Source organism: Pantoea sp. SYBGC1, from assembly GCF_057197005.1.
Genome location: NZ_JBXUNM010000011.1, coordinates 97,264 through 118,052, shown reverse-complemented (window position 1 = coordinate 118,052; position 20,789 = coordinate 97,264). Strand labels below are relative to the sequence as shown.

General features: G+C 57.0%; 17 protein-coding genes. 10 read left to right on the top strand and 7 right to left on the bottom strand.

The features are described 5' to 3' along the window. Window positions 1–3: 3 nt before the first annotated feature. Genes AC2CF9_RS16080 through argC form a run of 3 tightly spaced genes read right to left on the bottom strand, consistent with a single transcriptional unit; the run spans window position 4 to window position 3,035 of the window. Window positions 4–1,221: an argininosuccinate synthase gene (locus AC2CF9_RS16080; RefSeq protein WP_039381164.1), complete on the bottom strand. Its 1,218-nt coding sequence runs from the start codon at window positions 1,219–1,221 to the stop codon at window positions 4–6. A gap of 14 nt (window positions 1,222–1,235) precedes the next feature. Next, window positions 1,236–2,012 carry an acetylglutamate kinase gene (gene argB, locus AC2CF9_RS16075; RefSeq protein WP_484557453.1) on the bottom strand — a complete coding sequence of 259 codons (777 nt, stop codon included), beginning with the start codon at window positions 2,010–2,012 and terminating at the stop codon, window positions 1,236–1,238. An 18-nt stretch (window positions 2,013–2,030) separates the two neighbouring features. Further along, on the bottom strand, window positions 2,031–3,035 hold the full coding sequence (gene argC, locus AC2CF9_RS16070) for an N-acetyl-gamma-glutamyl-phosphate reductase (protein WP_150018367.1): 1,005 nt from the start codon (window positions 3,033–3,035) through the stop codon (window positions 2,031–2,033). 164 nt (window positions 3,036–3,199) lie between these two features. Here argC and argE point away from each other — a divergent pair, with 164 nt between their 5' ends. Together argE and ppc are read left to right on the top strand one after the other, a co-directional pair. Further along, window positions 3,200–4,348, top strand: coding sequence for an acetylornithine deacetylase (argE, locus tag AC2CF9_RS16065; protein ID WP_484557452.1), 1,149 nt, complete (start codon window positions 3,200–3,202; stop codon window positions 4,346–4,348). Between the two features lie 249 nt (window positions 4,349–4,597). Then, window positions 4,598–7,249 carry a phosphoenolpyruvate carboxylase gene (ppc, locus tag AC2CF9_RS16060; RefSeq protein WP_150018369.1) on the top strand — a complete coding sequence of 884 codons (2,652 nt, stop codon included), beginning with the start codon at window positions 4,598–4,600 and terminating at the stop codon, window positions 7,247–7,249. Between the two features lie 55 nt (window positions 7,250–7,304). Here the strand turns inward: ppc and AC2CF9_RS16055 are convergent, their stop codons facing one another. Together AC2CF9_RS16055 and metB are read right to left on the bottom strand one after the other, a co-directional pair. Next, on the bottom strand, window positions 7,305–9,737 hold the full coding sequence (locus AC2CF9_RS16055; RefSeq protein WP_484557451.1) for a bifunctional aspartate kinase/homoserine dehydrogenase II: 2,433 nt from the start codon (window positions 9,735–9,737) through the stop codon (window positions 7,305–7,307). A gap of 2 nt (window positions 9,738–9,739) precedes the next feature. Next, window positions 9,740–10,900 (bottom strand): cystathionine gamma-synthase, encoded by a 1,161-nt coding sequence (gene metB / locus AC2CF9_RS16050; protein WP_039381178.1) that lies wholly within the window; start codon window positions 10,898–10,900, stop codon window positions 9,740–9,742. Window positions 10,901–11,175: 275 nt separating this feature from the next. On the opposite strand from metB, the gene metJ reads away from it, so the two are divergent. Then, window positions 11,176–11,493 carry a met regulon transcriptional regulator MetJ gene (gene metJ / locus AC2CF9_RS16045; RefSeq protein WP_065648453.1) on the top strand — a complete coding sequence of 106 codons (318 nt, stop codon included), beginning with the start codon at window positions 11,176–11,178 and terminating at the stop codon, window positions 11,491–11,493. 73 nt (window positions 11,494–11,566) lie between these two features. Here metJ and rpmE read toward each other — a convergent pair whose 3' ends face one another. After that, window positions 11,567–11,782, bottom strand: coding sequence for a 50S ribosomal protein L31 (gene rpmE / locus AC2CF9_RS16040; RefSeq protein ID WP_039381182.1), 216 nt, complete (start codon window positions 11,780–11,782; stop codon window positions 11,567–11,569). A 221-nt stretch (window positions 11,783–12,003) separates the two neighbouring features. Between rpmE and priA the strand changes: the two genes are divergently transcribed. The 6 genes from priA (at window position 12,004) to rraA (ending at window position 19,241) form a co-directional block, all read left to right on the top strand. Then, a complete protein-coding gene (gene priA, locus AC2CF9_RS16035; protein WP_484557450.1) occupies window positions 12,004–14,202 on the top strand; it encodes a primosomal protein N' in 2,199 nt (732 codons plus the stop codon). Window positions 14,203–14,366: 164 nt separating this feature from the next. After that, entirely contained in the window at window positions 14,367–15,398 is a 1,032-nt protein-coding gene (gene cytR, locus AC2CF9_RS16030; RefSeq protein WP_150018373.1) for a DNA-binding transcriptional regulator CytR, read from the top strand. Between the two features lie 210 nt (window positions 15,399–15,608). After that, window positions 15,609–16,547: a cell division protein FtsN gene (gene ftsN, locus AC2CF9_RS16025; protein WP_484557449.1), complete on the top strand. Its 939-nt coding sequence runs from the start codon at window positions 15,609–15,611 to the stop codon at window positions 16,545–16,547. A 176-nt stretch (window positions 16,548–16,723) separates the two neighbouring features. Further along, window positions 16,724–17,254 (top strand): ATP-dependent protease subunit HslV, encoded by a 531-nt coding sequence (gene hslV, locus AC2CF9_RS16020; RefSeq protein ID WP_071668633.1) that lies wholly within the window; start codon window positions 16,724–16,726, stop codon window positions 17,252–17,254. A gap of 11 nt (window positions 17,255–17,265) precedes the next feature. Next, window positions 17,266–18,600: an ATP-dependent protease ATPase subunit HslU gene (gene hslU, locus AC2CF9_RS16015; RefSeq protein WP_150018375.1), complete on the top strand. Its 1,335-nt coding sequence runs from the start codon at window positions 17,266–17,268 to the stop codon at window positions 18,598–18,600. Window positions 18,601–18,755: 155 nt separating this feature from the next. Continuing rightward, entirely contained in the window at window positions 18,756–19,241 is a 486-nt protein-coding gene (rraA, locus tag AC2CF9_RS16010; protein ID WP_039381195.1) for a ribonuclease E activity regulator RraA, read from the top strand. A 51-nt stretch (window positions 19,242–19,292) separates the two neighbouring features. On the opposite strand, the gene zapB is transcribed toward rraA, so the two are convergent. Next, window positions 19,293–19,532, bottom strand: a complete 240-nt coding sequence (gene zapB / locus AC2CF9_RS16005) for a cell division protein ZapB (RefSeq protein WP_039381198.1) — start codon at window positions 19,530–19,532, stop codon at window positions 19,293–19,295. Between the two features lie 407 nt (window positions 19,533–19,939). On the opposite strand from zapB, the gene AC2CF9_RS16000 reads away from it, so the two are divergent. After that, on the top strand, window positions 19,940–20,788 hold the full coding sequence (locus tag AC2CF9_RS16000; protein ID WP_150018376.1) for an MIP/aquaporin family protein: 849 nt from the start codon (window positions 19,940–19,942) through the stop codon (window positions 20,786–20,788). The last annotated feature ends 1 nt before the right edge of the window (window position 20,789 follow it).

Genomic DNA, 20,789 nt, shown 5'->3' with positions numbered 1-20,789 from the left:
TGCTTACTTCTTCTGCTCGTTCAGCGCACGAATGCGTGAAGAGAGGGAGAACAGGCGAATAAAGCCGCCCGCGTGACGATGGTCATACACCTCATCTTCACCAAAGGTAGCGAACTCTTCTGAGTAGAGGCTGTTAGCAGATTTTTTCTGAATCGCCGTTGCCTGACCTTTGTAGAGCTGCAGAACCACTTCGCCGTTAACCTCTTCCGCCAGCGATGCTGCCGCCGCCTGAATAGACTGGCGCAGCGGTGCGAACCAGCGGCCATCATATACCACGTAAGACATCTCCTGGCCCAGCTGCTCACGCCATTTGAAGCTGTCGCGATCCAGAACCAGCTGCTCAACCGCACGCAGTGCGTTTACCATGATGGTGCCGCCGGGGGTTTCATAGCAGCCGCGTGATTTGATGCCAACCAGACGGTTTTCCACGATATCGATCCGGCCAACGCCATGTTTAGCACCCAGGACGTTCAGTTTTTCCAGGCACTGGAACGGGCTCAGCTGCTCGCCGTTTACGGCAACCACACAGCCTTTTTCAACGGTCACGGTGACATTTTCCGGCTGGTCCGGCGCTTCAAGCGGATCCACAGTCCATACCCAGCAATCTTTATTCGGTGCGTTCCACGGGCTTTCCAGCACGCCACCTTCGGTGGAGATGTGCCATGCGTTCTCATCGCGGCTGTAGATCTTCTCCAGCGACGCGGTCGTCGGAATATTGCGCTCTTTCAGATAGTCGAGCAGCGCCTCACGCGAACGCAGATCCCACTCGCGCCATGGCGCAACAACTTTAAGCTGCGGTGCCAGCGCGGTATAGGTGGTTTCAAAACGCACCTGATCGTTGCCTTTACCGGTTGCGCCGTGGCACAGCGCGTCAGCACCCACTTTCAGCGCCAGTTCAACCTGCGCTTTAGCAATGATAGGACGCGCCATGGAGGTGCCCAGCAGATAAGTGCCTTCATACAGGGCACCGGTCTGCAGCACCGGGTAGACGTAATCGCTGATGAACTCTTCACGCAGATCCACTACGTGACATTCAGATGCGCCCGACTGCAGCGCTTTTTTCTCAACGCCTTCCAGATCGGCCGGATCCTGACCAATATTGGCGACAAACGCCACCACTTCACAGCCGCCGTAGTTCTCTTTGAGCCATGGAATGATGGCTGAGGTATCGAGGCCGCCTGAGTAGGCCAGAACGATTTTTTTAATGTTTTGCGTGCTCATGTCTTAATCCTTGATTATGCGAGAATCCGGGTGCCAATCGACACGCCGTTGAAAAGGGTTGGCAGCTGTTCAGCATGACGCCAGCTGGCGATATCGACCGGACGGCCCAGCGTGCGTGCCGCATCCAGCGCAGCGTTGACTTTAACAATCATGCCGTCGGTAATAATGCCCTGCGCAATCAGCTGTTCCGCTTTCGCTGCGGTCATTTCAGCAATACGCTGGCCTTTGCCGTCGAGAATGCCGCTGACGTCAGAGAGCAGCACCAGATCGGCTCCGATAGTGGCTGCCAGCGCCGTCGCTGCCTGATCGGCATTCACATTCATCAGCGCGCCGCCGGCAGTGATGCCAATTGAGCTGATAACCGGCATATAGCCTGCATTAAGCAGCGTGTTCAGCAGCGCAGGGTTGCCCGGCGTGGCCTGCCCGACATGCCCCAGCTCTTCATCAAACTGCGCGACGCTGACCAGTCCGGCATCGCCCAGACACAGCCCGACAGCATTAATGCCGTAACGGGTTGCCCACGCCAGCAGCGTTTTATTCGCTGTGCCCGCCAGCGCGCCGGTAATGATGTCGATTTGATCGGCGGGTGTAACGCGCAGGCCATCTTTCTTTTTCACCGGCAGCACGAGCTTTTTCATCAGTTCGTCGACCAGACAGCCGCCGCCGTGCACAATTACCAGCGGACGCTGATGCTCATTACGGTACGCCAGCAGCGCATCAAACAGCCGGGCCAGTGCTTCTTCGCTATCCAGCAGTACGCCACCCAGTTTAATGATCAGTGGATTGCTCATGGTTACGTTATCCGTCCGTTAAATCAGAGAGAGCGTTTCAGGGAAACCGAAACGAATATTCAGACACTGAATCGCCTGTGATGACGCGCCTTTCAGCAGGTTATCTTCTGCCGCGACCACAATCAGATGTTCATCCTGTACGGCAAACCCGATATCGCAGAACGGCAGGCCCACTACCGCTTTCAGCGCCGGGACGCCGTTGTCATAAAGGCGCACCAGCGGCTTGTCATGATAGGCCGCATAAAACGCGTCGGTTACATCCTGCTGCGTAATACCCGCTTTCAGGCGGCAGGTGATAGTTGCCAGAATACCGCGGGGAAAATTACCCAGATGCGGGGTAAAAATAACCGGCGCGCCAAGATGGGCAACTATTTCCGGATGATGACGGTGGTTAAACAGGCCGTAGGGCTGCAGGCTCACTTCGCAAAAGCTGGTCGCAACATTGGCTTTGCGCCCGGCCCCGCTGACGCCGCTGGTGGCATTGATTACCGGCCACTGTGCGTCATTCAGCAGATCCGCTTTGAGCAGCGGTTTCAGCGCCAGCTGCGCTGCGGTGGGATAGCACCCAGGCACGGCCACCAGCTGTGCCTCTTTAATACGTTCGTGATTCCATTCGGCCAGACCATATACCGCATTATCCAGCCACGCCTGATGCTGATGACTGAAGCCATAGTAGCGGGTGTAGAACGCCTCATCATTGACCCGGAAGGCGCCTGAGAGATCGAAGACCACGCAGCCTGCTTTCAGAAATTCAGGCGCCAGATCGTGGCTGACTTCATGCGCCGTCGCGAGAAACACCACATCCACTTTCTCTGCCCACGCCGCCGGATCGTTCAGCGGCTGCAGCGGCAGATCCACGATACCTTTCAGCTGCGGATGGAGATCGGAGAGCAATTTTCCGGCATCCGGGCTTTGCGCTGAAACCGCTAAAGCGGTTATGTTCATATGCGGATGGCGATTCAGGTAAGTGGCAAGCTCTACGCCAGCATAACCACTGGCACCAACGATCAGCGTATTCAACATCAGGCTGTATACCTTTTTACAGTCAACGTATCGGGTCGCGGCCGTGCCCCGTTGCCCACGATGCCGTTTGCACTTTTTCAGTTCACATGCAGACGACGTTAATGTATTTTTATTCACTATTAGTGCATGAATATTGATACATCCTAACCTAAGGACCGTCAACAGTGAAGTCAAAAATTCCACCTTTTATCGAACTCTACCGCCAGTTGATCGCCTTACCGTCAATCAGCGCAACCGACAGCGCGCTTGACCAGAGCAACGAAAGTTTAATCAATTTGCTGGCGGGCTGGTTCCGCGATCTGGGCTTCAGCGTTGAAGTTCAGCCGGTACCGGGCACGCGACATAAGTTCAACCTGCTGGCGCGCAGCGGGGAAGGCGCAGGCGGACTGCTGCTGGCGGGTCATACTGACACCGTGCCCTTTGATGACGGACGCTGGACACGCGATCCATTTGTCCTGACTGAACATGACAATAAACTTTACGGCCTGGGCACGGCAGATATGAAAGGCTTCTTCGCCTTTATTCTCGATGCGCTGCGCGATGTTGACGTCACTACGCTTAAAAAACCGCTCTATGTGCTGGCGACCGCTGACGAAGAGACCACGATGGCAGGTGCCAAATATTTCTCTGAGTCAGCCCGGCTGCGCCCCGATTGCGCCATTATCGGTGAGCCTACCTCGCTCAAACCGGTGCGCGCCCACAAAGGCCACCTTTCACACGCTATCCGCATTGAGGGCCAGTCAGGCCACTCCAGCGACCCGGCGCGCGGCGTAAATGCGATTGAGCTGATGCACGCCTCTATTACGGAACTGATGAAGCTGCGCCATACCCTGCAAGAGCGCTATCACCATGATGGCTTTGCCATTCCTTATCCGACCATGAACTTTGGTCATATTCATGGTGGTGACGCGGCTAACCGCATCTGCGCCTGTTGCGAGCTGCATATGGATATCCGGCCGCTGCCGGGCCTGAGCCTGAACGATCTGGATGGCTTGCTGAATGAAGCGCTGGCACCGGTGAGCGCCCGCTGGCCTGGCCGTCTGACCGTAAGCGAACTGCATCCGCCTATTCCGGGTTATGAATGTCCGGTCGATCATGAGCTGGTTACGGTAGTGGAAAAGCTGCTGGGCGTGCCGACAGAAGTGGTCAACTACTGTACCGAAGCGCCTTTTATTCAGCAGATCTGCCCGACGCTGGTGCTGGGGCCAGGTTCAATCGATCAGGCGCATCAGCCGGATGAATTTATCGATACCGCATTTATTAAGCCAACTCACGCCCTGATCACGCAGGTTGTGCAGCATTTTTGCCGCTGATAGATAATATGCGGGGCATTTCACTGTTTAATCAGCAAAATGCCCCGTCATTATCTGGCGTTTGCTGATAAGAATAACTTATCTCTCTCCGTCCCCGATAAAACTTATCACTTTCCGCACGTTAGCTGCCTGTTTTCGTCAGTTCAGGCTAATTGACGGAGTTCACAAATCGTGGCTAGATAAAAGATGATGTTATACCCGCTGGTTGGGTCCAGAGGGGTTAAAAGACGATAAGGGTGTCAGGGTCAAATGAACGAACAATATTCCGCAATGCGAAGTAATGTCAGTATGCTCGGCAAACTGCTCGGGGATACGATAAAGGATGCACTGGGAGAGAACATTCTCGATCGGGTGGAAACCATCCGCAAACTCTCTAAGTCATCCCGTGCAGGCAATGACTCTCATCGCCGGGAGCTGCTGTCAACGCTGCAGAACCTTTCTAACGATGAGCTGCTGCCGGTGGCCCGCGCCTTTAGTCAGTTTCTTAACCTTACCAACGTGGCTGAACAGTATCAGACCATTTCACGCAGCGGCGATGGCGCTAACCATCCGGAGCTGCTGAAAAAGACCTTTGAGCGCCTGAAGCAGCATAACGATCTCAGCGAAATGGCTATCCGTCAGGCGATTGAAGAGCTGTCGCTGGAGCTGGTCCTGACCGCACACCCGACTGAAATTACCCGCCGCACCCTGATCCACAAGCTCGGCGAAGTGAACAGCTGCCTTGAGCAGCTCGATCACGCTGATATCACCGACTATGAGCGCAATCAGGTGATGCGCCGCCTGCGCCAGCTGGTAGCGCAGGCGTGGCATACGGATGAGATCCGTAAATATCGCCCTACCCCGGTCGATGAAGCGAAATGGGGCTTCGCCGTCGTGGAAAATAGCCTGTGGGAGGGCGTGCCCGCGTTTCTGCGTGAACTGAATGAGCAGGTTGAAGAGACGTTTGGCATTCAGCTGCCGGTGGATTTTGTGCCGATTAAATTCACGTCGTGGATGGGCGGCGATCGTGACGGCAACCCAAACGTGACGGCGCCCATCACCCGCCACGTCATGCAGCTAAGCCGCTGGAAAGCAGCCGACCTCTTCCTGCGCGATGTGGGAGTGCTGATCTCTGAGCTGTCGATGTCGGAGTGCAGCGACGAAGTGCGCGTAATGTGCGGCGATCCGGATGCGATTGAACCTTACCGCGTGATCCTGAAACGCATGCGCAGCCAGCTGATGAACACGCAGGCATATCTGGAGCAGCGCCTGAAAGGTGAACGCCTGCCGCGTCCTGCCGATCTGCTGGTCTCCAATGAGCAGCTCTGGCAGCCGCTGTTTGCTATTTATCAGTCGCTGCAGCAGTGTGGTATGAGCATTATCGCTAATGGCCAGCTGCTGGACACGCTGCGCCGGGTAAAATGCTTTGGCGTACCGCTGGTGCGCATCGACATCCGCCAGGAGAGCACCCGTCATACCGAAGCGATTGCAGAAGTTACGCGCTATCTCGGCCTCGGCGACTACGAAAGCTGGTCAGAAGCGGACAAACAGGCGTTTCTGATCCGCGAACTCAATTCAAAACGTCCGCTGCTGCCGCGTCAGTGGGAGCCAGGCGACAACACGCGCGAAGTGCTGGAAACCTGTAAAGTCGCCGCCGAGGCGCCGCAGGGTTCAATTGCAGCCTACGTGATCTCTATGGCAAAAACGCCTTCTGACGTGCTGGCGGTTCATCTGCTGCTGAAAGAGGCGGGCATTCCGTACGCTATGCCGGTCGCGCCACTGTTTGAAACGCTGGATGACCTGAACAACGCCAATGATGTCATGACGCAGCTGCTGAATATTGACTGGTATCGCGGCTTTATCAACGGCAAACAGATGGTAATGATTGGCTATTCTGACTCGGCAAAAGATGCCGGCGTGATGGCGGCCAGCTGGGCACAGTATCAGGCGCAGGACGCACTGATTAAAACCTGTGAAAAAGCGGGCATTACCCTGACGCTGTTCCACGGTCGCGGCGGCTCCATTGGCCGTGGCGGCGCGCCGGCGCACGCCGCCCTGCTCTCTCAGCCCCCGGGCAGCCTTAAAGGAGGCCTGCGCGTGACAGAACAGGGTGAGATGATCCGCTTTAAATATGGCTTGCCGGAAGTCACCATCGCCAGCCTGTCGCTCTACACCGGGGCCATTCTGGAAGCGAATCTGATGCCGCCGCCAGAGCCTGAACAGGAGTGGCGGGAGATCATGAACGGCCTTTCTGCGCACTCCTGCGCCATGTATCGCGGTTACGTCCGTGAAAATGCTGACTTTGTTCCCTACTTCCGCTCTGCCACACCGGAGCAGGAGCTGGGCAAACTGCCGCTGGGCTCACGTCCAGCTAAACGTCGTCCGACCGGTGGCGTTGAATCCCTGCGTGCCATTCCGTGGATTTTTGCCTGGACGCAAAACCGTCTGATGCTGCCAGCCTGGCTTGGTGCCGGCGCGGCGCTGCAGAAAGCGATGGATGAAGGTCATCAGGATCAGCTGGAAACGATGTGCCGCGACTGGCCGTTCTTTTCGACCCGCCTGGGGATGCTGGAGATGGTCTTCTCCAAAGCTGATTTGTGGCTGGCAGAGTATTACGATCAGCGCCTGGTTGATAAAGCGCTCTGGCCGCTGGGTAAACAGCTGCGCGACCAGCTGGAAGCGGACATTAAAGCGGTGCTGACCATCGCAAATGATGCGCATCTGATGGCGGATCAGCCGTGGATTGCCGAATCTATTGCGCTGCGCAACGTGTATACCGATCCCCTGAACGTGCTGCAGGCGGAGCTGCTGCAGCGCGCCCGCGCCCAGGAAGCACGCGGTGACGAACCGGACGCGCGGGTTGAGCAGGCGCTGATGGTAACCATCGCCGGCGTGGCCGCCGGCATGCGCAATACCGGTTAGCCGATACAAAAAAGGAGCCTCAGGCTCCTTTTTTATTCTCTCTGCAGCAGCCGGATTAAAGTAGCTGAGCAAGACGGTTCAGATCCGACTGCAGCGCACCAGCGGTAACATCACGTCCGGCACCGGGTCCGCGGATCACCAGCGGATTATCGCGATACCAGCGGCTCTCAATGGCAAAGACGTTATCGCACGGCAGCAGCGCTGCCAGCGGATGTTCAGGCCGCACCGCTTCCACGCCAACGCGGGCTTTACCGCTGGCATCAAAGCGCGCCACATAACGCAGCACCAGACCCAGCTCCTGCGCCGCTTCGTAGCGCTGCAGCATCTGGTTATTCAGCTCGTCGGCGTTTTCAAAAAAGTGATCAACCGATTCCGCCTCACAGTCGACTGGTACCAGCGACTCTACCCGCACCTGATCCGGCTCGATATCGTAGCCCGCCTCACGCGCCAGGATCACCAGCTTGCGCTTCACATCCTGCCCGGAGAGATCGACGCGCGGATCGGGTTCGGTCAGCCCCTGCTGCCACGCCTGATCCACCAGCTCGCTGAAGGGAACGCTGCCGTCAAACTGCAAAAACAGCCACGACAGCGTGCCGGAGAAAATTCCGCTGATGGAGAGTATCGAGTCACCACTTTCGCGCAGGTCGCGTACCGTATGGTTAACCGGCAAACCGGCACCGACCGTCGCGTTATAGAGCCAGTGGCGCCCGGTTTTGGCGAAGGCATCGCGGATCTGACGCCAGCTCTGGCTGTCTGATGCGCCAGCCACTTTATTTGCGCTGATCACGTGAAAACCGTGACTGGCAAAATCGAGATACTGCTGCGCCAGCGGCGCGCTGGCGGTTACGTCCAGCACCACCAAATCATCAAACGGATGCGCGCGCATCCACAGGAACAGCGACTCCTCATCCAGCGCCTGCGCTTCATCGTCGAAAAAGGCCAGCGTGCGGCTGGCATCCAGCCCGTCGTAACTCAGCAGGCTGCGACGACTGTCAGCCACGCCAGCCAGCACAAACTCAAAGCCGGTACGTGCTGAGAGCGTTTCCTGCTCGCGGGCGAACAGCTCCAGCCAGCGCGCGCCGATATTCCCCTTCCCAAACAGCATCAGGCCGATACGCTTTTCCGCGCGAAACAGCGACTGATGCAGTCCCTGAATCAGATGGCGGGTCGGTCCTGTGCGCAGCACGGCGACCAGGCTGATATGCTCTTCTGACTGCCAGACAAACTCAACCGGCTGATCTTTAATCTGCTGCCAGAAACGGTGGCTGTGCAGCGGATTGCGCGTTACGCCAGCCCCCACCAGCGCCACCAGCGCCATGCCGTCGCGCAGCTGCAGATGACCCGGCAGCGCCGCATCCTGCAGCAGCGTAAAGGCACTGTTAACCACTTCTGCGGTATAGCAGAGCTGCAGCAGGCGACGATCGGGATGCAGGCCGCTCGCCAGCGGACGCAGCTGGGCGCGCTTCAGCAGCTGATCGATCTCTTTTTGCTGCGTAGCAAAATCGTGACCTTCAGCAAGCTGGATCTCCACCAGACAGACATCGTCGTGACTGGTGACAATACGCGCGCCGGTGCCGGAGGCCAGCACGCGCTCAATACGGGTTGAACCCTGCTCAGGCTGATAGCTGCAGCGCAGCTGTAAATCGATATCGCTGCTGGAGACCGGCTGCAGCGTACGGGTGTGGAGTACCGGCGCCGCCAGCCTCGCCAGCTCGCTGGCTTCATCCAGCCGCAGCAGCGGCAGCAGACAGGCATCGGAAACTTTGCGTGGATCGGCGCTATAGACGCCGGCCACATCGCTCCAGATGGTCACGCGCCCCGCACCCGCGAGCGCCCCGATCTGCGTAGCGGAATAGTCAGAACCGTTGCGTCCCAGCAGCACGGTTTCACCTGCCTCGTTACGGCTGATAAAACCGGTGACGACCAGACGCTTATGCGGATGCTGCGCCAGCAGCGCCTGCAGCAGCGGCCAGGATTTTCCCTCATCCACCTGCGGCTGAGCCGCGCGCTCCGCCCGCAGAAAATCACGCGCGTCCAGCCAGGCGGCGTCAACGTCGCGCTGACTCAGTACCGCAGCCATCAGCCGCGCCGACCAGATTTCGCCATGCCCGACCACTTCTGCATATACCGCTTCAGTTATCGCGCTATCCAGCAGCGCTGCCAGACGCTCCAGATCGCGGATAAAGAGGGTCGTCAGCCGGTCGGCAGCCTCCGCTGGCAGCAGCGCAGCAATCAGCTCGCTGTGGTAGCGGCGAAGCGTCTGCTGCACCTGGTGCGCCGAGAGGCGATCGCTCTGGCTCAGCTTCAGCCAGCCGATCAGCTGATTCGTGGTGCTGCCTGCGGCAGAGACCACCATGAGATCGCCTGGCTGGCTGTAATCAGCCATAATGGCCGCTACGCGCTGGTAGCAGCTGGCATCCGCCAGGCTGCTGCCACCAAATTTATGCAGCTGCTTCGTCGGCGTTCCCGCGCCTGCTGTACTGGTCATGATTACTCCCCGGCTGCAATTCGGAAGGCATTATCCAAATCGGCAATTAAATCTTCGTGATCTTCAATGCCGACGGAGACCCGCAGCAGTGTTTCAGAGATCCCGGCGGCTGCACGAGCTTCCGCAGACATGCCGGCATGTGTCATGGTGGCCGTATGTGAAATCAGGCTCTCTACTCCGCCCAGCGACTCCGCCAGCGTAAACAGCTGCAGCGCTTTCAGAAAACGGCGCAGCCGCGCTTCATCTGCATCCAGCTCAAAGCTTAACATGGCGCCAAAGCCGCGTTGCTGACGTCGCGCATATTCATGACCGGCATTTTCCGGCAGAGAAGGATGATACAGCTTCTTCACCAGCGGCTGCTGCTTCAGGTAGTCCACTATCGCCAGCGCGTTGCGCTGGGCAGCGGCCATGCGGGGTGCCAGCGTCCGCAGACCGCGCAGCAGCAGATAGCTGTCAAACGCTGCGCCGGTTACGCCGATGTTATTGGCCCACCAGGCAAGCTCAGTGGCAACGGCCGGATCTTTTGCAATCACCGTCCCCGCCACCACATCAGAGTGGCCGTTAAGATATTTCGTGCAGGAATGGATCACCAGGTCGGCCCCGAGGGCGAGCGGATTTTGCAGCGCCGGGCTCAGGAAGGTGTTATCCACCACGCTGACGGCGCCCGCCGCGCGCGCCGCCTGACAGATTGCCGCAATATCCACTACGCGCAGCAGAGGATTGCTCGGGCTTTCCACCAGCACCAGCTTTGGCTTTTCGGCCAGCGCTGCGGCCAGCGCTGCGCTGTCACCCTGGTCGACAAACTTCACACGGTAAGCACCGCGCTTGCTGAGGCTGTCAAACAGGCGGTAGCTGCCGCCATAGCAGTCGTGGGGAGCGATCAGCAGATCGCCAGGCTTCAGGAATACAGTGGTCACCAGGTGAATCGCAGACATGCCGGTATTTGTCAGTACGGCACCCGCGCCACCCTCCAGCTCGGCCAGCGCGCGCTGCACTACATCGCGCGTCGGATTGCCGCGGCGTGAATAGTCGTGGGCGCGCGGCTCATTAAAGTCGAGAAAATTATAGGTGCTGGAGAGATGAATCGGCGGGACTACGCAGCCATACTGCTCGTCATCATTCAAACCGCTGCGTACTGCGATGGTTGCCTGTTTGCGCGTCATGGGCTCTGCTGTTCCTGAAGAGGGATAAAGTGCCCACAGGATAACATTCCGCTAACAGACGTCAATACATCTGGACATCTAAATGTCTTTGCGTATAGATTGAGCGCAGAGCGAATAACCGCTAAAATTATGGGTTATTGCCTGCTGAGCAGCGCATGCGCTTCATTAACGCGGCGCTGAAGCACAAAATCCACGGCGCAGGCGGTCAGGCACGCAAAAATCGGGCATAATCCACGGATCATCCCCTATAACACTTTTATTAATTAAGGTAACTCATGGCTGAATGGAACGGCGAATATATCAGCCCGTACGCTGAGCACGGTAAAAAAAGCGAGCAGGTTAAAAAAATAACGGTTTCTATCCCGCTGAAAGTGCTCAAAATTTTGACCGATGAGCGTACACGTCGTCAGGTGAACAATCTGCGTCACGCCACGAACAGCGAGCTGCTGTGTGAAGCTTTCTTGCACGCGTTTACCGGCCAGCCTCTGCCCGACGACGTTGACCTGCGCAAAGAGCGCAGCGATGAGATCCCGGAAGAAGCGAAGCAGATTATGCGCGAGATGGGCATCGATCCGGATAGCTGGGAATATTAAAACCCGATATAAAAAAACCCAGCCGAGGCTGGGTTTTCTTTTGCATCCGGGATAACCCGGCGGCAAACAAATCTTATTTTTTGCTGCCCGGAATGCTGAAACGCTTGTTGAAGCGATCAACGCGGCCGCCGGTGTCAACAACACGCTGCTTACCAGTGTAGAACGGGTGGCATTTGCCGCACACGTCCAGGTTCAGGTCGTGGTTCATGGTAGAACGGGTGTTGATCACGTTACCGCAAGAGCAAGTGATGGTCACTGCTTCGTACTTCGGGTGAATACCTTGTTTCATGGGAAAACCTCATAAAAGGCCGTGTCGCTCTCCATGCCAGGCGAACCTGCACAGCACCACACGCGGTTGAACATTATATGTATCTCTGACGAGCCATCTCACCAGAGGCGGCATAGTATACAGAATTTAACCGCCCGAGGCAAACATTGCTCAGCCATACACGCCTGCGGCCCCAGCGTGTACACTACCGTCCCTGATTACAGAACTGGATAGAGATCGCAATGTCCGTCGTAAAGGTTGCCCTGCCCGTCCCGCTACCGCGCCTGTTTGATTATCTGCTCCCTGCTGAAGCTGCGCAGCCGGCAACCGGCAGTCGCGTCAGCGTGCCTTTTGGCAACCGTAAGCTGACTGGCATTGTGACCGGCGTGACCGAAAGCAGCGACCTGCCGCTGAAACAGCTGAAACCGATCGAAGCCGTGCTGGATGACAGCAGTCTGTTTTCGCCCGCGCTGTGGCGGATCCTCAACTGGGCGGCAGGTTACTACCATTCACCCGTCGGGGAAGTGCTGAGTCATGCGCTGCCGGTTCTGCTCCGCCAGGGGAAACCGGCACAGGAAGCGCCGCTGTGGCAGTGGGCGATCACGGAGGCCGGACGGGAAGTGGCGCCGGAAAGTCTGAAGCGTGCACCAAAGCAGCAGCAGGCGCTGGCCGCGCTGCGTCAGCGACCGCTCTATCGCCATCAGGTAAACGAACAGAGCTTTAACGACGCCGCTCTGCAGGCGCTCAGAGCCAAAGGGCTGTGCGAGCTGCGCGAGCATGCGCCACCGACCGCGGACTGGCGGACGCAGTTTGCCATTAAAGGCGAGCGTCTGCGGCTCAATACCGATCAGGCTATGGCCGTCGGGGCTATCCGGGCGGAAGACGATCGCTACGTTCCATGGCTGCTGGCCGGGATCACCGGCTCCGGTAAAACCGAAGTTTATCTCACTATCCTGGAAAACATTCTGTCACGCGGCATGCAGGCGCTGGTGCTGGTGCCGGAAATTGGCCTGACGCCGCAGACCATTGCGCGCTTCCGCGAACGTTTTGATGCGCCGATTGATGTGCTGCACTCTGCGCTGAATGACAGCGAAAGGCTGGCGGTCTGGCTGCGCGCCCGGCGCGGCGAAAGCGCAATTATCATTGGTACACGCTCTGCGCTGTTCACCCCGCTGGCGCGGCCTGGCGTAATCATTATCGATGAAGAGCATGACAGCTCTTATAAACAGCAGGAGGGCTGGCGTTATCAGGCCCGCGATCTGGCAGTATTTCGTGCACATGAAGAGAACATCCCGATTGTCATGGGTTCGGCCACGCCCGCACTGGAGACGCTGCATAACGTGCGCGTCGGCAAATACCGGCAGCTTAATCTCACGCAGCGTGCCGGTAATGCGAAGCCCGCTTTGCAGCAGCTGATCGATCTGAAAGGACAGCCGCTTAAAGGCGGCCTGGCGCCGGCGCTGCTCAGCAAAATGCGCCAGCACCTGCAGGCGGATAATCAGGTGCTGCTGTTTCTGAACCGGCGCGGCTTTTCACCGGCCCTGATGTGCCACGACTGCGGCTGGCTGGCGGAATGCCAGCGCTGCGACAGCTACTATACGCTGCACCAGCATCACCGCCAGCTGCGCTGCCACCATTGCGACAGCCAGCGTCCGCTGCCGCTGCAGTGTCCTGGCTGCGGGTCAACCCATCTGATGCCGGTTGGCGTAGGCACAGAGCAACTGGAGCAGCAGCTGGGCACGCTGTTTCCGGACGTGCCTGTTTCGCGCATCGATCGTGATACTACCAGCCGTAAAGGTGCGCTGGAGCAGCACCTGGCGGATGTGCATCGCGGCGGCGCGCGTATTCTGGTGGGCACGCAGATGCTGGCAAAAGGCCATCATTTTCCTGATGTTACGCTGGTGTCGCTGCTGGACGTTGACGGCGCGCTCTTCTCGGCTGATTTTCGTGCCGCAGAGCGTTTCGCGCAGCTCTATACCCAGGTTGCAGGTCGCGCCGGACGCGCCGGCAAACAGGGTGAAGTGCTGCTGCAGACGCACCATCCGGAGCATCCGTTGCTGCAGACGCTGCTGCATCGCGGCTACTTCGCTTTTGCTGACCAGGCGCTGCTTGAGCGCCAGTCGGTGCAGCTGCCGCCCTGGACCAGCCACGCGCTGTTTCGTGCCGAAGATATGGATAATCAGCAGGCCGCCGCTTTTCTCGTCCAGCTGCGTAATCTGCTGGAGGCGAGCCCGCTGAAAGATGAAGCCACCTGGCTGATGGGCCCGGTGCCGGCGCTGGCACCAAAGCGCAGCGGCCGGTGGAGGTGGCAGCTACTGCTGCAGCATCCGTCACGCAAACGCCTGCAGCAGTTATTGAGCAGTTCGCTGCCGCTGCTGAGTACACTGCCTGCTGCACGCAAAGTAAAATGGACGCTGGATATCGATCCCGGCGAGAGCTGATGGCATCCGCATCTGCGAGCCAGATCGAAAAAAGTCGAATAAGTCACAGTTTTTATGCAAATTAAGTAACAGCCCTGCCCGCCAATGCGTTATCAATAGGATCATCCGGCCAGGACCGGCCCTTGCAGACAAACTGTACGCTGTATCATGCCAGGAGTAACACGTTGGACCCGAAGCAAACTTCATCTGCTGCCACGATGAAAGATGTGGCTGAGCACGCAGGCGTCTCTACGGCGACCGTTTCCCGGGCGCTGATGAATCCGGAGAAAGTGTCAGCCGCAACCCGGCAAAAAGTCGAGCAGGCGGTCGTTGCGACAGGCTATGCATCACATGGCCTGGCGCGCAATGCCAGACGCAATGAAACCCGGACTATCCTGGTGATTGTGCCCGATATCTGCGATCCCTTTTTTAGCGAAATTATCCGCGGCATTGAGGTCACCGCCGCGCAGCAGGGATACCTGGTGCTGATTGGCGACTGCGCGCATCAGGATCATCAGGAAAAAACCTTTCTTGATCTGATGCTGACGCGACAGATTGATGGCATGGTTCTGCTGGGCTCGCAGCTGCCGTTTGACGCCGATCCTGAAGCGCTGCGCAGCCTGCCGCCCATGGTTATGGGAAATGAATTCGCACCGGAGATGGCGCTGCCCACCGTGCACATTGACAACCTGACCGCGGCGTTTGAAGCCGTTAACCATTTGCTGCAGCTCGGGCATCGTCGTATCGCCTGTATTACCGGGCCTGAAGCGGTTCCGCTCAGCCAGTATCGACTGCAGGGGTATATTCAGGCGCTGCGCCGCAGCAGCATCCCCGTTGAACCGATGTTTATCGTACGCGGCGATTTCTCTTTTGAAGCTGGTGCCCGCGCCCTGAAACAGCTGATGAGTCTGCCGCAGCCCCCGGAAGCGCTATTCTGTCACAGCGATCTGATGGCGCTGGGCGCCATGAATCAGGCGCGCAAACTGGGGATGCGCATTCCGCAGGATCTCTCCATCGTTGGCTTTGATGATATTGAGCTGGCGCGCTATTACGAACCGCCCCTGACTACCGTGGCGCAGCCGCGCTTTGATATTGGTCGCGAAGCGATGCTGCTGCTGCTGGATGAGCTGCAGGGCAAGCGGGTAAATAATGGTTCGCGCCTGCTGGATGCAGAACTGCGCGTGCGCGGCAGTACGGCACCGGCTAAAAAGCGTTAGGTCACGCGTGCCGCACTGCACATTTTCAGCAGATTCTGAAGGCAGACTCTGCTGGTCAAAGTTCGCACCCTTGAGTAACATGGCGCATTCATTGCCGGGCGGTTTACACCTCATTTATACCCGTCATTTTTCAAGCTGTAGCCAGGCTGGCTGCAACTCACACTGTTCAGGGTCTACGCCCGCAGGCATTTTGAAGGTATCAGGACGAAAGTGGCACAGAGAGATTATGTAGGCCGCGGGCGTTCAACAGGGACGCGTCGCAAAAAACCCGCCGGTCGCAGCAGCAGCAAAAAAAGCAAAGGCGGATCGGGTATATCGAAACTGATGGTAGTGCTCGCTGCCGCAGTACTGGTCACTTTTGCCGGTGGTTTATGGTTCATCGCGCACCATAAAAAAGAAGAGACGCCGGTTATTCCGAATCATAAAGTCAGTGGTAATGGCCTGCCGCCCAAGCCGGAAGAGCGCTGGAAATACATCAAAGAGCTGGAAAACCGGCAAATTACGGTTCCCTCGCCGACTGAACCTTCAGCCGGCGGCGAAGTGCAGTCGCAGACGCAGCTGACCGATGAACAGCGCCAGCTGCTGGAGCAGATGCAGGCGGATATGCGCCAGCAGCCTACGCAGCTGAACGAAGTGCCGTGGAACGAGCAGACGCCGGCTCAGCGACAGCAGACCTTACAGCGTCAGCAGGTACAGCAGCAGCAACATCAGCAGCAGATACAGGCACAGCAGCAGTTGATGCAGCAGCAGACTCAGCAACGACAACAGCAGCAACAGCAACGTCAGCAGCAGATACAGGCACAGCAGCAGCGTCAGCAGCAGTTGCAGGCTCAGCAGCGCCAGCAGCAGCAGGCTGAACGACCGGCACCGGTACAGCAGGCCAAACCAGAAACCACCAAAGTGAAGCCGGAAGAGAAAGCCTCCTCACAGCGCTGGATGGTGCAGTGTGGCTCCTTTAAAGGCAGCGATCAGGCGGAATCTGTGCGCGCCGGTCTCGCTTTTGAAGGTTTTGAAAGCCGTATCACGACCGGCGGCGGCTGGAATCGCGTGGTGATTGGTCCGTTTAAAGATCGGAGTAAAGCTGACAGTACCGTGAAGCGGCTGCACAGTTCCGGTCACGGCAGCTGCATTCCGCTCGCCCTGCCCTGATAGCCTGAGCCCTGCTCCCGGCCTTACTCTACCGCCGGGAGCAGGCGCAGCCGAATTAAGACAAACCCCATCGTCCTGAGGGGTTGAAACCTCCCTAACCCACCCCATATCTGTTTGCATGATACGCCGCGCCGGGTGCGCGGTGTCTTTTTTCAACTGCAACAAGGGGTCTGCCCGTGACAACAATAGTAAGTGTACGACGCAACGGCCGGGTCGTTATTGGTGGTGATGGCCAGGCAACGCTTGGCAACACCGTAATGAAAGGCAACGTCAAAAAAGTGCGTCGTCTTTACAACGATAAAGTGATTGCGGGCTTTGCGGGCGGCACTGCCGACGCCTTTACCCTGTTTGAACTGTTTGAGCGTAAGCTGGAAATGCATCAGGGTCATCTGGTTAAAGCCGCGGTTGAGCTGGCAAAAGACTGGCGGACCGATCGCATGCTGCGCCGTCTTGAGGCGCTGCTGGCGGTAGCGGATGAGAACTCTTCGCTGATCATCAGCGGTAACGGCGATGTTATTCAGCCGGAAAACGACCTGATCGCGATCGGCTCCGGCGGTCCCTACGCCCAGGCTGCGGCACGCGCGCTGCTGGAAAATACCGACATTGGTGCACACGATATTGTTGAGAAAGCGCTGAACATCGCCGGCGATATCTGTATCTACACCAACCATAATATTAACTACGAAGAATTACCGTCTAAGGCGTAAGGACCTGAATCATGTCTGAGATGACTCCACGCGAGATTGTCAGCGAGCTTAATCGCTTTATCATCGGCCAGGACGGCGCTAAAAAAGCGGTTGCCATTGCGCTGCGTAACCGCTGGCGCCGCATGCAGCTTGACGAAGAGCTGCGTCACGAAGTGACCCCGAAAAATATCCTGATGATTGGTCCGACCGGCGTCGGTAAAACTGAAATTGCCCGCCGTCTGGCGAAGCTGGCCAATGCACCGTTCATTAAAGTTGAAGCGACAAAATTCACCGAAGTTGGCTACGTCGGTAAAGAGGTCGATTCGATTATCCGCGATCTGACCGACTCCGCTATCAAAATGGTGCGCAGCCAGGCGATTGAAAAGAATAAATATCGCGCTGAAGAGATGGCCGAGGAGCGCATTCTCGACGTGCTGATCCCGCCGGCTAAAAACAACTGGGGCCAGCCAGAGCAGAGCGCCGAGCCATCAGCTGCGCGTCAGTCTTTCCGCAAAAAACTGCGCGAGGGCCAGCTGGATGATAAAGAGATTGAGATCGACCTTGCCGCCGCGCCGGCTGGCGTAGAGATCATGGCGCCTCCGGGCATGGAAGAGATGACCAGCCAGCTGCAGTCCATGTTCCAGAACCTGGGCGGTCAGAAACAGAAGCCGCGCAAGCTCAAGATCAAAGATGCCATGAAGCTGCTGATCGAAGAAGAAGCGGCAAAACTGGTTAACCCGGAAGAGCTGAAGCAGGACGCGATCGACGCGGTAGAGCAGCACGGTATCGTGTTTATCGATGAGATCGATAAAATCTGTAAGCGCGGCGGCCAGTCTTCTGGTCCGGACGTTTCACGCGAAGGCGTGCAGCGCGATCTGCTGCCGCTGGTTGAGGGCTGTACCGTTTCGACCAAGCACGGCATGGTTAAAACTGACCATATCCTGTTTATCGCCTCCGGCGCATTCCAGGTAGCCAGCCCGTCCGATCTGATTCCGGAACTGCAGGGTCGTCTGCCGATTCGCGTTGAACTGCAGGCGCTGACCGTGAACGACTTCGAGCGCATCCTTACTGAGCCTAACGCTTCCGTCACCGTGCAGTACAAAGCGCTGATGGGTACGGAAGGCGTCAATGTGGACTTCACCGAGGATGGTATCCGCCGGATTGCTGAAGCAGCCTGGCAGGTGAATGAAACCACTGAAAACATCGGTGCACGCCGCCTGCATACTGTACTGGAGCGTCTGATGGAAGATATCTCCTATGACGCCAGCGATCGCCACGGTGAGTCCATTACCATCGACGCTGAGTATGTCGGCAAGCACCTGGATGTGCTGGTCGCAGACGAAGATCTCAGCCGCTTCATCCTGTAACACCATTCTGACCGTTTCTGCTGCCCGGCCACTGCGCCGGGCATTTTTTTGCGCAGCATATTGATGCGGCGCTGCTTTTTGCCGGTGATGATTTTGCCAACACTCTTCAGATAGCGGTATACTTATCTTTCCTGTGGCAAACAGACGGCATCCTTATGAAATACGATACATCTGAACTCTGTGACATCTACCATGAAGAAGTGAATGTGGTTGAACCACTTTTTTCCAACTTCGGTGGACGCACCTCATTCGGTGGGCAGATTACCACAGTCAAATGTTTTGAAGACAACGGCCTGCTTTACGATCTGCTGGAAGAGAACGGGCGCGGACGAGTGCTGCTGGTAGATGGCGGTGGTTCGGTACGTCGTGCGCTGGTGGATGCCCAGCTGGCGCGGCTTGCGGCGCAAAATGAGTGGGAAGGTCTGGTCGTTTACGGCTCGGTGCGGCAGGTTGATGAACTGGAAGAGCTGGAAATTGGCATCCAGGCAATTGCAGCGATCCCTGCTGGTGCGGCAGGTGAAGGCATTGGTGAGAGCGACGTACGCGTAAACTTCGGCGGCGTAACCTTTTTCTCCGGCGATCATCTCTACGCGGATAACACGGGCATTATTCTGTCAGAAGATGCGCTTGATATTGAGTAAACCGCAAACAAAAACGGGTGCCTGAGCACCCGCAGGTTTAAGCGCAGGTGCTTAAACCTCTTCCATTTTTCCCAGCAGTGCCCGCAGACGTTCCTGCCAGACATGCTGCTCTTCCTTCAGATGCTGATTTTCACGCGCCAGCGCGTCCTGATTGCCGGAGGCCTGGCTCACTTCGTTTTTCAGCGTATTGTTCTGCTCTTTCAGCTCTTCAATTTCCATTTGCAGCAGCGTGATGGTATCAATCGCCTGCTGTACTTTCGCTTCCAGTTTCTCAAATACTTCAAATGACATCGTTCTGACCTCTCCTAAAACTCGCAAGGCGTTGATGAAGCTGTAGCGGCTTTAATAAAGACGCATACAGCCATGTTGTCCCGATTGTATGTAGCCAAACCCGGCAAGTCCAGCGGCACGGGGCATTGGCGGTCAGTCTGTAACACTTTTCAGCTAATGCTTAAAAAATAAACCCGTTGCCAGCCATGATGCGCTAAGTGCGTTAACAGGCAGATTAATTGGCCTTAAAGAAAGGTAAAAGACGCGAAAACGCGCATTTTTATGACGCAGTACACAGAATTTAATTTCGCTATTTCTCGTTTATGTTCGTTAACGATAAATTCACATCAACCCTACATTAGCGCTGGGCGACTCAGGGATTGAGAACAAAAACTGATAACATTTAACCTCGCTTCAGGAATTCCATTATGAGTCAGACAACGAACACACTCAAAGGTCAATGTATCGCCGAGTTTCTCGGCACCGGTTTGATTATCTTTTTTGGCGCAGGCTGTGTGGCTGCGCTGAAGCTGGCTGGTGCGGCATTCGGTCAGTGGGAAATCTGCATCATCTGGGGTCTGGCTGTTTCGATGGCGGTCTATCTGAGTGCGGGCGTCTCCGGCGCGCATCTCAATCCGGCTGTCACCGTAGCGCTCTGCCTGTTTGCTAATTTCGAAGGGCGTAAAGTTTTACCTTATATCCTGGCGCAGATTGCCGGCGCGTTCTGCGCCGCTGCACTGGTATACGGCCTCTATTACAATCTGTTTTTCGATTATGAAGCGAGCCATCAGATGGTGCGCGGCAGCGTGCAGAGCCTCGACCTGGCGGGTGTCTTCTCAACTTATCCTAATCCGCACATCACGGTTGGTCAGGCATTCCTGGTAGAGATGGTCATCACTGCTGTACTGATGGCGGTTATCATGGCGCTGACTGACGATGGCAACGGCGTACCGCGCGGCCCGCTGGCTCCGCTGCTGATTGGTCTGCTGGTTGCTATTATCGGTGGTTCAATGGGTCCCCTGACCGGCTTTGCACTCAATCCGGCACGTGACTTTGGACCAAAACTGTTTGCCTTTATCGCTGGCTGGGGTGACGTAGCCTTCACCGGCGGTAAAGATATTCCTTACTTCCTGGTGCCTGTGTTTGGTCCACTGGTGGGTGCATGTCTGGGTGCCTTTAGCTATCGTGCGCTGATTGGTCGCCACCTGCCGGTAAATATCGCAGAAACCAGCAAAACAGAAAAACCTGTAGCGCGCGCTGAACAGCGTAAAGCGTAAG

Bases quoted from the DNA above. Each gene is read 5' to 3' on its own strand.
- AC2CF9_RS16080 (WP_039381164.1), bottom strand. From the start codon at position 1,221: ATGAGCACGCAAAACATTAAAAAAATCGTTCTGGCCTACTCAGGCGGC.
- argB (WP_484557453.1), bottom strand. From the start codon at position 2,012: ATGAGCAATCCACTGATCATTAAACTGGGTGGCGTACTGCTGGATAGC.
- argC (WP_150018367.1), bottom strand. From the start codon at position 3,035: ATGTTGAATACGCTGATCGTTGGTGCCAGTGGTTATGCTGGCGTAGAG.
- ppc (WP_150018369.1), top strand. From the start codon at position 4,598: ATGAACGAACAATATTCCGCAATGCGAAGTAATGTCAGTATGCTCGGC.
- AC2CF9_RS16055 (WP_484557451.1), bottom strand. From the start codon at position 9,737: ATGACCAGTACAGCAGGCGCGGGAACGCCGACGAAGCAGCTGCATAAA.
- metB (WP_039381178.1), bottom strand. From the start codon at position 10,900: ATGACGCGCAAACAGGCAACCATCGCAGTACGCAGCGGTTTGAATGAT.
- metJ (WP_065648453.1), top strand. From the start codon at position 11,176: ATGGCTGAATGGAACGGCGAATATATCAGCCCGTACGCTGAGCACGGT.
- rpmE (WP_039381182.1), bottom strand. From the start codon at position 11,782: ATGAAACAAGGTATTCACCCGAAGTACGAAGCAGTGACCATCACTTGC.
- priA (WP_484557450.1), top strand. From the start codon at position 12,004: ATGTCCGTCGTAAAGGTTGCCCTGCCCGTCCCGCTACCGCGCCTGTTT.
- hslU (WP_150018375.1), top strand. From the start codon at position 17,266: ATGTCTGAGATGACTCCACGCGAGATTGTCAGCGAGCTTAATCGCTTT.
- rraA (WP_039381195.1), top strand. From the start codon at position 18,756: ATGAAATACGATACATCTGAACTCTGTGACATCTACCATGAAGAAGTG.
- zapB (WP_039381198.1), bottom strand. From the start codon at position 19,532: ATGTCATTTGAAGTATTTGAGAAACTGGAAGCGAAAGTACAGCAGGCG.
- AC2CF9_RS16000 (WP_150018376.1), top strand. From the start codon at position 19,940: ATGAGTCAGACAACGAACACACTCAAAGGTCAATGTATCGCCGAGTTT.